Origin of the sequence: Amycolatopsis pigmentata, assembly GCF_042684065.1 — a bacterium.
Lineage (GTDB): Bacteria > Actinomycetota > Actinomycetes > Mycobacteriales > Pseudonocardiaceae > Amycolatopsis_E > Amycolatopsis_E pigmentata.
In genome coordinates, this window is the sequence record NZ_JBHUKR010000026.1 from 107597 (window position 1) to 120165 (window position 12569).

11 protein-coding genes are annotated in these 12569 nt (G+C 69.8%); 10 read left to right on the top strand and 1 reads right to left on the bottom strand.

Features of this window, described 5'->3' with window-relative positions; translation table 11 throughout:
• Positions 1 to 95 precede the first annotated feature (95 nt).
• The 4 genes from ACFSXZ_RS38910 (at position 96) to ACFSXZ_RS38925 (ending at position 3503) form a co-directional block, all read left to right on the top strand.
• Entirely contained in the window at positions 96 to 371 is a 276-nt protein-coding gene (locus ACFSXZ_RS38910; protein WP_378271326.1) for a hypothetical protein, read from the top strand.
• Positions 371 to 2746, top strand: a complete 2376-nt coding sequence (locus ACFSXZ_RS38915) for a hypothetical protein (RefSeq protein WP_378271328.1) — start codon at positions 371 to 373, stop codon at positions 2744 to 2746. The genes ACFSXZ_RS38910 and ACFSXZ_RS38915 overlap by 1 nt, the downstream gene beginning before the upstream one ends.
• Entirely contained in the window at positions 2743 to 3150 is a 408-nt protein-coding gene (locus ACFSXZ_RS38920) for a hypothetical protein (protein ID WP_378271330.1), read from the top strand. The genes ACFSXZ_RS38915 and ACFSXZ_RS38920 overlap by 4 nt, the downstream gene beginning before the upstream one ends.
• A 101-nt stretch (positions 3151 to 3251) precedes the next feature.
• Positions 3252 to 3503: a hypothetical protein gene (locus tag ACFSXZ_RS38925; RefSeq protein ID WP_378271332.1), complete on the top strand. Its 252-nt coding sequence runs from the start codon at positions 3252 to 3254 to the stop codon at positions 3501 to 3503.
• A 45-nt stretch (positions 3504 to 3548) separates the two neighbouring features.
• Here ACFSXZ_RS38925 and ACFSXZ_RS38930 read toward each other — a convergent pair whose 3' ends face one another.
• Positions 3549 to 4361, bottom strand: coding sequence for a dienelactone hydrolase family protein (locus ACFSXZ_RS38930; protein WP_378271334.1), 813 nt, complete (start codon positions 4359 to 4361; stop codon positions 3549 to 3551).
• A 54-nt stretch (positions 4362 to 4415) separates the two neighbouring features.
• Here ACFSXZ_RS38930 and glmS point away from each other — a divergent pair, with 54 nt between their 5' ends.
• From glmS to alr, 6 genes are all read left to right on the top strand, one after another.
• Positions 4416 to 6287, top strand: coding sequence for a glutamine--fructose-6-phosphate transaminase (isomerizing) (gene glmS, locus ACFSXZ_RS38935; protein WP_378271336.1), 1872 nt, complete (start codon positions 4416 to 4418; stop codon positions 6285 to 6287).
• A gap of 10 nt (positions 6288 to 6297) precedes the next feature.
• Complete coding sequence (locus tag ACFSXZ_RS38940) at positions 6298 to 7728, top strand: NAD(P)H-hydrate dehydratase (protein ID WP_378271337.1); 1431 nt, start codon at positions 6298 to 6300, stop codon at positions 7726 to 7728.
• A 110-nt stretch (positions 7729 to 7838) separates the two neighbouring features.
• Positions 7839 to 8660 (top strand): DeoR/GlpR family DNA-binding transcription regulator, encoded by an 822-nt coding sequence (locus ACFSXZ_RS38945; RefSeq protein WP_378271339.1) that lies wholly within the window; start codon positions 7839 to 7841, stop codon positions 8658 to 8660.
• Positions 8657 to 10060, top strand: a complete 1404-nt coding sequence (xylB, locus tag ACFSXZ_RS38950; protein WP_378271341.1) for a xylulokinase — start codon at positions 8657 to 8659, stop codon at positions 10058 to 10060. The genes ACFSXZ_RS38945 and xylB overlap by 4 nt, the downstream gene beginning before the upstream one ends.
• An 11-nt stretch (positions 10061 to 10071) precedes the next feature.
• The gene (locus ACFSXZ_RS38955; protein ID WP_378271342.1) at positions 10072 to 11154 is read left to right on the top strand and encodes an ABC transporter ATP-binding protein; all 1083 of its coding nucleotides are present in this window, start codon (positions 10072 to 10074) and stop codon (positions 11152 to 11154) included.
• A gap of 136 nt (positions 11155 to 11290) precedes the next feature.
• Complete coding sequence (gene alr, locus ACFSXZ_RS38960) at positions 11291 to 12409, top strand: alanine racemase (protein ID WP_378271343.1); 1119 nt, start codon at positions 11291 to 11293, stop codon at positions 12407 to 12409.
• Positions 12410 to 12569: the final 160 nt, after the last annotated feature.

A 12569-nucleotide genomic window follows, 5' to 3' on the forward strand; every position in this document is an offset into this window, starting at 1 on the left:
TATTCGCGTCGGCGCGAGCGCGTCCGAGGTGTCAGGCCACCCACTACGAAGGGGCGTCGACCATGCCCGGTGGTTACGCGACGAGCGGTGAAGCGATGATGCGCGCGCAGGCGCGTCTGGAGCAGGCCGCGGACGATCCGGCGTCGGAAGCGTCGAAAGTGGCGCCCTCGAAAATGACCGCGCAGGATTTCGGCGACGGGCACCAGGCGCATTTCGATGTTTACCGCGCCGGATTCGACGAGATCGCCGCGGCCATGAAAGGGTTTTCCGCCGCGTTGACCAACCTGGCCGACGGTATCGGCGGCGCCGGTAAGGCCTATGACGCGGCGGAGAGTGGCATGTCGGCCGAGACCCGGCAGGCCGGTGCCTGATGCCGTCCTGGGAAGAGATCAAGGCTGTCCTCGACAGTCCCTACGTCCCGGCGGACAAGAAGAACCGCATGATGGACGCCTACGACCGGGACACCTTCAACTTCAATGACGAGCAGGAAGAGTACGCGAAGAAGTACCTCGAGGGATACGCGGAAGGTGACAACTCCGGTTGGAAACCCGGGTTCGGCGATCACGGGCTGCAAAGCGCCTATGACGATGCCAAGGCCGACATGGACGCCGGACGCGCGGAGGAGAAACAGGGCACCGACGCGAAGGACAAGGCTTCCGCGGCCCTTGCCGCGTTGAGTCCGCCCGCTTCCGGGGGAACGGGCACGCGGAATTCGAATGACGTGCTGGACCTGGGAAGGCCTGCCTGCGATTTCTTCTGCCAGTGGATCGACCAGATTTGGAACAAGCGTCCTTCCGGCGGAACGCTGGACTACATGAAGGAGATCTGGGGCCGGTACAACCGGGACCGGAACATCGATTTCGCCAAACTGCTCGCCGACACCGAGGACCTGACCGCCGCGCACAAGGTCAACGACGAGACGATCGGTACCGCCAAGACCGAACTGAACACGCTCTTCACCGAATGGAAGGGCGAGGGCGCGACCGCGGCGCGGGTGAAGTTCGAGGAGAAGATCGAGCCGGAGCACCGGAAACTGCAGGAGCACATCGACGGCGCGGCCAAGCTCGTTCCGCAGGTCACCAGCGCGGTGTTCGACGCGGTGGTGACCAAGGTCGACTCGGTCCTCGGCCTGTACCGGACGACGGTCGCGCACGCGCCGCTGGAAATGGCGAACAAGGTCGTCAAGATCGCTCGTAAGGAGACGGACAAGAAGAGCGATCTGCTCGATGTCGCGGGTTGGGTGGACAGTGTCTGCGGCAGCGACCTCTCCGCACGGTTGCAGAGCGACGACTGCGCACTGAACGACGAAAACCGGGACTATGCCTACGATCTGTGCGCCAAATGGGTCGCCGGTTCGTTCACTCCCGAGTTCCAGGGGTTACTCGACGCGTTCAACGGTTACTGCGAAACCGCGCAGTCGACGATCGAACAGCAGTGGGACGCGCTGACCGGCTATCTGAACGGCTACCACAACGAATTCACCGAACCGGCGGCGACCGGCCAGGCGACCCCACCCGCGCGGACCGGGGGTGGCGGCGGTGTCACGCCTGCCGCCAACGGTTCCGGCAGTGGCTCCCTGCCCGCGGCCAACGGCTCGGGCGGTGGTTCCGCGATGCCCTCGGTACCCCCGCCGTCCGCGGAGGGCACTGAGGACCCCGCGACGGTCGCCGAAGCGGTGAAGAAGGAGTCCGGCGAGGGCACGAACCCGTTCACGGGCAAGCCTCTGGAGATCGATCCGGCCACCGGGCAGCCGTACCCCATCGATCCGGCGACCGGGCAGGCGGTCAAGGACGCGGGGCATCCGGAAAGGCTGACCGTGCGACAGGGCGACAACGAGATCGAGATGTCCGAGCCGGCCAAGGACGGCACGATGGAGATCAAGATCGACGACGGCCACGGTGGCACGCGGGACTTCAAGCTGGACTGGGACGGCGGACCCGGTCAGGACACCGCGGGCGTGGTGGCCTCGCCGTCCGGGGAAAAGGTGTACACGCCGGGACCCGACGGCAAGATCCACATCCAGGACGGTGGCCTGACGATCACCGCGGAACGGCCGTCGGGGCCGGATTCCGCCACCGCCGTCACCGTCGACGACGGCACCGGCAGGCCGGCCACCTACACTCTGGGCCGGGATGTCCACGGCCCGCAGGAGGAGCAGCCGCCGACCGCGGAGGCCGGGGCGCACCAGGCCGTTCCGGGCACCCCGCAGGCCAGCGGTTTCACGGCGCCGGGAGGGATCGACATCGACCACGCCACCGCCTCCGGAACCCAAGCGTCCGAAGTGGACGGATCTTCGTCCGAAATGGACACTCCGCCCGCACCGGAAGGGGCCGACGCGGACCAGCGGACGACGGCGGCGAGTTTCATCGACGGGTGCGCCGCCGATGTGCCGAGCGGGGCGGGAATCGTCAGCGGAACCCTGGGCGACGCCGGGGCGTTGGAGGGTGGCGCGCAGGCTGGTCTTTTCCTTCCCCAGCCGGTCGAAGCCGCGGTCGGCGTGGCGCCGGAGCCGATCTCGGGCCAGCAGGCCCCGGTGGACCATCGGGCCGCGATCGGCGGGAGTGGCTTCGGCGGTGGCGGTATGAGCCCGGCGATGGGCGGAATGCTGGGCTTCGCCGACCTCGGTGAGGAACCGGAGCGCTCCGCGCGGGCCTACCGAGTGGACGGGGGCATCTTCGACACCAACGGCGCCGGTGGCCGGATCAGCGGTTCGCTGGACGACGACGATCGCGAGGTCCGGTTTTGAGCGCCCAGGAGCGGCTTCGCCGGGCGGTCGAAGCGATCGAGTCCGCGGCGCGTGAGCAGCACGAGCGGCGCGAACTCACCGAACGCAAGCTGATCGAAACCGAGGCGAAGGCCAAGGCCGCGTTCCGCAAGGAGGTCGACGCGGCCGTCCGCTATGCCGGGCACATGGAAGAACTGGCCAGGCGCGAGAAGGAAGCGGGCGGCTGGGCGACCGGAAAAACCTTGTCGGACAACGAAAACGTGATGGGTTTCGAGGTGGAGGAGGATCACCGGCCGGTGGAGGTGCCGTTCGCCGGGGCCGCCGATCGCACGGAATCCACCGCCGCGCCGCTTCCCCGTCGACGTCGTCGCCGCGACGACGTCGACGACGATGAGGACTTCTCCACTACCAACTGGCTGGACTGATGCCCTGGCGCGGCAGGAAGCCCCGGGTGGGGGCCGAGTTCCTGGCACGGTCGCCCTCCGGATCGAACGGCCCGTACGCTGCCGCCCCATACACTTCGGCGATGAGCGAATGGCAGTACCGGCAGACGTCCCTCGCGGCGGCCGGCGAAATGGCGGCAGCCGGGAAAATCAAGGGGTTCGACGACACGGTCAACGCCCACCTCGCCAAGATGGCCGACGCCGGCTGGGAGCTCGTGGCCGCGACCTCGACCATCGCCGGGTCTTTCTCGAAGATCTCCCTCGGTGCTTCCTACGGTAGCGCCCCTTACGGTGAAACGAAGTTCCACCACTACATCTGGAAGCGGCTTCGGTGACCGCGGGCACGTTCTCGGCGAGGAACCCCGAACGGACGGGTGATCTCAGGCGGCTTCGAGGCTCGGGTCGAATTCGATCGACGCCCGCTTGATCCCGGTGTCGAGCAGCGGCTGGTACTTGCCGGTGCCCGCGAGATGGGTGAGGAAGAACGCGGTGAACAGCCCGCGCACCAGGCGCTGGGTACCGTAATGCGGCTTGCCGTGCAGCAGGCGCTGGCTCCAGTGGCGGCCTTCGGTCACCGCGAGGTGTGACGAGCGGCCCAGTGTCCGGAGCTGGACCGGACCGGCCCAGGCTTTCGCGATCGCCTCGGCGTTGCCCGCCGCGGGCGCGACGAGGTCGCCCTCCGCGGCGAGATGAAGCCCGGGAACGGTGACCTTGCGGGCGGCTTCGGTGGCGGACGGGATGGTCTGTGCGGCCGCGAACGTGGCGACCGCCTTGACCGCGGGTTTCCCGGTCGCCGCCGCGAGAACGGCGGCGCCACCGCCGGTCGAGTGCCCGGCCAGGCCGAACTTCGACGGGTCGACGCTGATGGCGCCCGGGCCGAGCCGCACGCCGCTGACGAGGTCGAGCGTGGTGCACAGGTCGGCGGCGAAGATCCGGTGCGAGGGCAGCGGCCCGCGTTGCGTCGCGGGCGCCGCGGCGACGATGCCCCAGCTCGCCAGGTGATGCAGCAGGCCGTGGTAGCGGCCCGTCGGCTGGAGCCAGCCGTGGCCGAACGCGATGGCAGGCAGGTTCAGGCCGCGGGCGGGGGTGAAGACGACTCCGGGGAGCCCGGCCAGCGCGAGGTTGCCGCGCAGCACGTCGTGCGGGCCGGGATGAGTCAGCTCGTCGAGCAGCGCTTTGGGCTTGCTGGCCATGGCGAGAGCTTACGCGTCAAGCCGTCCGGCTCGCGTCCCAGTACTCTGCCGGGCGTGTGCGGAATCGTGGGATACGTGGGCCACCGGCAGGCACTCGATGTCGTGCTGGGCGGTTTGCGGCGGATGGAATACCGTGGCTACGACTCGGCGGGTGTCGCGGTGCTGGACGGCAGCGGTGCGCTGACCGTCGAGCGCAAGGCGGGCCGGCTGGCGAACCTGGAGAGCGAACTCGGACTGGCGGACCGGCACGAACCCGGGAGGTTCACCGGCACGGCGGGCATGGGGCACACGCGCTGGGCGACGCACGGCGCTCCGGTCGACCGGAACTCACACCCCCACCGGGACTCGTCGCAGCGCGTCGCCGTGGTGCACAACGGGATCATCGAGAACTTCGCCACCCTGCGGGCCGAGCTGGAAGAGGCCGGGGTCGAGATGACGAGCGACACCGACACCGAGGTCGCCGCCCATCTCATCGCCCGCGCGTACGACGACGGGCCGACGGCGGGAGACCTTCCGGCCAGCGTCCGCTCGGTGTGCCGCCGCCTCGAAGGGGCGTTCACGCTGGTCGTTTCCCACGCGGGCGAGCCGGGCCGGATCGTGGCCGCGCGCCGGTCGTCCCCGCTCGTGGTCGGGGTCGGTGAGGGCGAAACGTTCGTCGCCTCCGACGTGGCGGCCTTCATCGAGCACACGCGCGAAGCGGTGGAACTCGGCCAGGACCAGGTCGTGGTGATCGGCCGCGACGGCTATGACGTGACCGATTTCCGGGGCGAACCCGCCCAGGCCAAGCCGTTCACCGTGGACTGGGACCTCTCCGCCGCGGAGAAGGGTGGCCACGAGTACTTCATGCTCAAGGAGATCGAGGAACAGCCCGAGGCGCTGGCGAACACACTGCGCGGGCACTTCGCCGACGGCCGGGTGGTGCTGGACGAGCAGCGCATGGCCGAGCAGGACCTGCGGGAAGTGGACAAGGTGTTCGTGGTCGCCTGCGGGTCGGCCTACCACTCGGGCCTGGTCGCCAAGTACGCCATCGAGCACTGGACGCGGCTTCCGGTGGAGGTGGAGTTGGCCAGCGAGTTCCGCTATCGCGACCCGGTGCTCGACCGTGACACGCTGGTGGTCGCGGTGTCCCAGTCCGGGGAGACCGCGGACACGCTGGAAGCGGTCCGGCACGCCCGCGAGCAGAAGGCCAGGGTGCTCGCCGTGTGCAACACCAACGGCGCGCAGATTCCGCGCGAGTCGGATGCCGTGCTCTACACCCACGCGGGGCCGGAGATCGGTGTCGCGTCGACCAAGGCGTTCCTGGCTCAGATCGCGGCGAACTATCTGGTCGGCCTCGCCCTGGCGCAGGCCAGGGGCACGAAGTACCCGGACGAGGTGGCGCGCGAGTTCGCCGAACTGGAGGCGATGCCCGCGGCCGTGCGCAAGGTTTTGTCCACTGTGGACCAGGTGCGCGACCTGGGCAGGCAGATCGCCGGGTCGAAGGCCGTGCTGTTCCTCGGGCGGCACGTCGGCTTCCCGGTCGCGCTGGAAGGCGCGCTCAAGCTCAAGGAACTCGCGTACATGCACGCGGAGGGCTTCGCGGCCGGTGAGCTCAAGCACGGGCCCATCGCGTTGATCGAGAGCGGTCTCCCGGTAGTTGTGGTGATGCCCTCACCCAAGGGCCGGGCGGTGCTGCACGCCAAGCTCGTGTCCAACATCAGCGAGATCCAGGCCCGCGGCGCCCGGACGATCGTGATCGCGGAGGAGGGTGACGACACGGTGCGCCCGTTCGCCGACGAACTGGTCGAAGTGCCCGCGGTGCCGACGCTGTTGCAGCCGTTGGTGTCCACCGTGCCGCTCCAGGTGCTCGCCGCGGAAATCGCTCGCGAGCGTGGTTACGACGTGGACAAGCCGCGCAATCTGGCGAAGTCGGTGACCGTGGAGTAGACAGGCGCACGTGCAGGGAATCTGGACCACGGAACGGATCCGGGCCGCGGAGGAGCGGCTGCTCGCCGTCACCGAAGAGGGTGCCCTCATGCGCCGGGCGGCGTTCGGTGTCGCGGTGCAGGCCGCCCGCATGCTCGGGGACCGCGTACGAGGACGCCGAGTCGTGCTCCTGGTCGGTGCCGGGAACAACGGCGGTGACGCGCTGTGGGCGGGCGCGTTCCTGCGGCGTCGCGGGGTGGCGGTCACGGCCGTGCTGCTCAACCCCGACCAGGCGCATCCCGCCGGGCTGGCCGCGTTGCGGAAGGCGGGCGGCCGGGTCGTCACCGCCGAGGACGGGCCGAGCCGGATCGTCACCGCCGACCTGGTGATCGACGGCATCGTCGGGCTGGGCGCGCGAGGACCGCTGCGGAAGGAGGCCGCCGGGCTGGCCGCGCACATCGCCGCGCCGGTGTTGTCGGTGGACCTGCCCAGCGGCGTCGATCCGGACAACGGCAGCGTTTCCGGGCCGGCGATCACGGCGGCCAGGACGGTCACCTTCGGCGCGCGGAAGCCGGTGCACGTGCTCAACCCGCGGCACTGCGGTGAGGTCGTACTGGTCGACATCGGTCTCGAACTCACCGATCCGGACCTTCGGCTGATCGAGGCCGCCGATGTCGGCCGGCTGTGGCCGCTGCCCGGCCCGGACGACAACAAGTACAGCCAGGGTGTCGTGGGGATCGCGGCCGGATCTCCGGCGTATCCGGGCGCCGCGGTGCTCGCTTCGGGTGCCGCCGTACGCGCGACGTCGGGCATGGTGCGTTACGCGGGCCCCGCGGCGGACGCGGTGCGTGCCGCGTGGCCCGAGGTCGTCGCGACCGGTTCGGTGACCGACGCCGGGCGGGTACAGGCGTGGGTGGCCGGTCCCGGGATCGGCACTGGTCACGAGGGTCGCGGGGTCTTGGAGCAGGTGCTCGCGGCGGGCGTGCCGGTGTGCGCCGACGCGGACGCCACCACGTTGATGGCGAACCGGCCCGACGTGCTCGACGCGCGGGACCCCGGCACACCCCTGGTGCTCACCCCGCACGCCGGCGAATTCGCCCGGCTGACCGGCGGTGAACCCGGTCCCGACCGGGTGGCCGCGGTCCGGGAGGCGGCGCGGAAGTTCGACGCCGTCGTGCTGCTGAAGGGGCACACCACGGTCATCGCGGCGCCCGACGGCCGGGTGCTGGTGAACGTCGCGCACGGGTCGTGGCTGGCCACGGCCGGTTCGGGAGACGTGCTGTCGGGCATGATCGGCGCGCTGCTGGCCTCCGGCCTGGACCCGTGGCTGGCCGCGGGCGCGGCCACCTACGTGCATTCGCTCGCGGCGGACCTCTCGGCGAGGGGAGTGCCGACGTCCGCGTCGGGTGTACTTTTCACGATCCCGGTGGCGCTCCGGCGACTGTTATCAAGGAAAACCTAAAGATATCGAGTTACGTGTTAACTCAGCGGCCGTTCTCTGGTAGGAAGTGATCCGGAGGACTTGATGACGCTGCTTGAGATCGTGTGCCCGCCCACGGAGCGGGTGTAGTCGTGCCCCGCCCGTCCGACGCCGAAGTCGAGCAGCGCAGGCAAGCGATCCTGCGTCATGTCGTCGAGCACGGTCAGGCGCGCATCGACGAGTTGACCGAGCGGTTCCGCGTCAGCCTGATGACCATGCACCGCGACCTCGACGATCTCGCCGAGCGGCAGCTGCTGCGCAAGCTCAGGGGGCGTGTCGAGGCATATCCGGCGCTGACGATGGAGACCGCCAAGCGGTTCCGCCAGTCCTTGAACGTCGAGTGGAAGGAAGCGCTGGCGGAGGTCGCGATCCGGGAGGTCGAAGCGGGTCAGACGATCTTCCTCGACGATTCGACCACGCTGCTTCCCCTGGCCCGCAGGCTGACCGGGCCGCTGGTGGTGATCACCAATTCCTTGCAGGCCGCGAGGATTCTCGGTGAGAAGCCCGACATCGAAGTGCTCCTGCTCGGTGGTCGTTACACGGAGTTCGACTCGTGTGTCGGCCCGGACACCGTCGCTTCCCTCGGCCGGATGCGAGCCGACATCGCGTTCTCCTCCGCCGCCGCGGTCCTGGGCGGGCGGCTGTATCACCCCGACCGCGAGTACGCGGAGCTGAAGACCACGGCACTGCGCGTGGCCGACCGCAACGTGCTCGTGGTGGATCACTCCAAGTTCGGCAGGACCGCGACCTACGCCTACGGCGAGGTGGACGACTACGACCTGGTGATCACCGACGAGGACGCGCCCGCCGACGAACTCGCCGCGATGGACACCAAGGTCCGCCTCGGCAAGCGGCCCGCACCCGCTTCTCCCGTCGAACCGCAGCGAGAACCGCACGGAGGGCCCTGGGCATGACGACAGCACCGCTGGTGGCCGGAGTCGACTCGTCGACCCAGTCCACGAAGATCCTGGTGTGCGACGCGGAAACCGGGGCGGTCGTGCGCACCGGTCGCGCCGCGCATCCCGATGCCACCGAGGTCGATCCGCGACTGTGGTGGCAGGCGTTCACCGACGCGGCCGAGGGAATCCTCGACGGCGTCGAAGCGATCGGTGTCGGTGGGCAGCAGCACGGCATGGTCACGCTCGACGAGGCGGGCGAGGTCGTGCGGCCCGCGTTGCTGTGGAACGACACCCGCTCGGCCAAGGCCGCCGAAGCGCTGGTGGCCGAGCTCGGCGGTCCGGGAACGTGGGCCCAGGCGGTCGGTTCGGTGCCGGTGGCGAGCTTCACCGTGACGAAGTTGCGCTGGATGGCCGAGCACGAGCCCGAACTCGCCGACCGCGTCACCCGGGTGATGCTGCCGCACGACTGGCTCACCTGGCGCCTGACCGGGGAAGCGGTCACCGACCGTGGAGACGCCTCCGGCACCGGCTACTTTTCCCCGGCGACCAACGCGTACCGCCAGGACATCCTGGAGCGTGCGTTCGGTGGCCGGAGTCCGGCCCTTCCCCGGGTGCTGGGCCCGGCCGAGCGAGCGGGCAGGACGCTCTCCGGCGCCCTGGTCTCCGCAGGTACCGGCGACAACATGGCCGCGGCCCTGGCGTTGGGACTCGCCGAAGGTGACGTCGTCGTGTCGCTCGGCACCAGCGGCACGGTGTTCGGGGTGTCCGAGGTCCCGGCGGCGGACCCGAGCGGTGAGGTCGCCGGTTTCGCCGATGCGACGGGCCGGTTCCTGCCGCTGGCCTGCACCCTCAATGCCGCCCGGGTGCTGACCGCCACCGCCGCCATGCTCGGTGTCGACCTGGCCGGTCTCGACCGGCTCGCGCTCGCCGCGGAACCGGGTGCCGGTGGCCTGGCCCTGCTGCCGTACCTCGACGGCGAGCGGACCCCCAATCTGCCCGACGCCGCCGGTTCCCTGCACGGAATGCGGCGGTCGAACATGACGCCGGAAAACCTGGCCAGGGCCGCGGTCGAGGGCATGCTGTGCGGCCTGGCCGCCGGGCTGGACGCCGTGCAGGCGCAGGGCGTCACCGCGCGGCGGGTGCTGCTGATCGGCGGCGCCGCGCAGTCCGAAGCGGTCCGGGCCGTCGCGCCCATCGTGTTCGGCCTGCCGGTGGCGGTGCCGGAACCCGCGGAACACGTCGCGCTCGGCGCGGCGCGGCAGGCCGCGTGGGCGTTGCGTGAGACCACCGAACCACCCGCCTGGACGGTGAAAACCCAGGTGGTGCTGGAAGAAAGCGCTTTCGGAGGCGAAGAGATCCGGCAGCGCCATCTCCAGCTGCGCGAGCTTGTGCACCAAGTATCACCCCATAAATGAGAGGACACCTGATGGCCACGATCACCTACGACAAGGCCACGCGCCGTTACCCCGGCGCCGATCGCGCCGCGGTCGACGCGCTCAACCTGGAGATCGCCGACGGCGAGTTCCTGGTCCTGGTGGGACCGTCGGGCTGCGGCAAGTCGACCAGCCTGCGGATGCTGGCCGGCCTGGAGGACGTGGACGACGGCGCCGTGTGGATCGGCGACCGCGACGTCACCCACCTGCCGCCGCGGTCGCGGGACATCGCGATGGTGTTCCAGAACTACGCGCTCTACCCGCACATGACGGTCGGGCAGAACATGGGCTTCGCGCTCAAGATCGCGGGCAAGCCGAAGCACGAGATCAAGCAGCGGGTCGCCGAGGCCGCGAAGCTGCTGGACCTCGAGGAGTACCTCGACCGCAAGCCGAAAGCGCTTTCCGGTGGGCAGCGGCAGCGGGTCGCGATGGGCCGGGCGATCGTGCGTGAGCCGCAGGTCTTCCTGATGGACGAGCCACTGTCCAATTTGGACGCCAAGCTGCGGGTGTCCACCCGTACCCAGATCGCCGCGTTGCAGCGTCGTCTGGGCACCACCACCGTCTACGTCACGCACGACCAGATCGAGGCCATGACCATGGGCGACCGCGTCGCGGTGCTCAAGGACGGTCTGCTCCAGCAGTGCGACACGCCCCGTGCGCTCTACGACCGGCCCGCGAACGTCTTCGTCGCCGGATTCATCGGTTCGCCGGCGATGAACCTCGCCCCGGCCCACCTCGACGGCGCCGGTGCGAAGCTGGGTGGTCTCACCGTCCCGCTGTCCCGTGAGGTCGTCGCGGCCGCGGACGGCGGCGAGGTCACGCTCGGCTTCCGGCCCGAGTCACTCGAGCCGGCCTCCGACGGCGGTCTCGCGATCAAGGTCGACCTGGTCGAGGAACTGGGCTCGGACGCCTACGTCTACGGCAAGATCGCGCAGGACGGCAAGGCCGAGGGCAACTCGGTCGTCGCCAGGGTGGACCCGCGCCAGGCGCCCACGATGGGCGACACGCTCCGGCTGAACGTCCGTCCCGACGAACTGCACGTGTTCTCCGCCGCTTCGGGTCTCCGCCTGGGCTGAGGAACTATCTCCGAATCGCAAGTTACCTGGGAAAGTGACCTGCCGAACGCGCCTTCCGAAGGTCCGGCGCGTTCATTACCAGGCGCTGAGCGGCTGGGGAAAGCGGTCGTCGCGGCGAATGGGACAATCGCTCGTGATGACTCCTGGGCTTCCCCGTGCGGAGGTCGTGGTCGACCTCGATGCCGTCCGGCACAACGTCGCCCTGCTCGCGGGCAGGGCGACGGGCGCTGCCGTGATGACCGTCGTGAAGGCCGATGGCTATGGCCACGGCGCGGCGCCGGTGGCGAGGGCGGCGTTGGAAGCGGGCGCGAGCTGGCTGGGTGTGGCCTCGCTGGCCGAAGCGCTCGCGCTGCGCGCCGCCGGGATCACCGCCCCCGTGTTGAGCTGGCTGGACCTGCCCGGCACCGACTTCAGTGCGGGTGTCGGGCAGGGAGTGGACCTGTCGGTGAGTTCGGAGGGCGAACTCGGCCGGATCGCGGAGGCGGCGCTGCGCGCGGGCAAACGCGCGCGGGTGCACCTCAAGATCGACACCGGCCTGTCCCGCAACGGTTGTCCCGCCTACGCCTGGCCCGAACTGGTCAAGGCTGCGTCGGAAGAGACCGCGGTGGAGGTCGTCGCGGTCTGGTCGCACCTGGCGTGCGCGGACGAACCCGGTCACCCGTCCATCGACGACCAGGCACGGCGGTTCGACACCGCGTACGAGATCGCGCGTGAGGCCGGCCTGGAGCCGTTGCGGCACATCGCGAACTCCGCGGCCACCCTGACCCGGCCGGACCTGCATTTCGACCTGGTGCGGCCCGGGATCGCGACCTACGGTCTCAATCCGGTGCCCCAGCCGGAAAACCTGCGCCCGGCGATGACCTTCCGGTCCAGCGTGGCGCTGACCAAACGGATCGAAGCGGGCGAGTCGGTCTCCTACGGGCACACGTGGACGGCACCGCGTGACACCACGCTCGCTCTCGTGCCGGTCGGCTACGCCGATGGCGTGCCACGGACGCTTTCGGGGCGGATGAGTGTGTGGCTGGGCGGCTCGCGCCGTGCGGTGGCCGGCCGGGTGTGCATGGACCAGATCGTCGTCGACTGCGGTGACGACGAACCCGCCGTCGGAGCCGAAGTGATCCTGTTCGGCCCCGGTACCCAGGGCGAGCCGACCGCGCGCGAATGGGCCGACACCCTGGGCACCATCGACTACGAGATCGTGACCGGCATGTACCGGCCCCGGATCGAGCGCCGATACCTCCAGGAGACCCCATGATCGACTCCGGTCGCGCGTTGATTGGGAGCAATGAATGTTTACTCGGCCGGAGGCGGCAGCGGCATTCGTTCATGGCAGGAGTTGTCCGCCGGAGGCAGCTGCACGCGGCCGGACACGCTTTTCGTCCGGCCGTCGATTTGACGCTGCTAGTCCGTAGTAA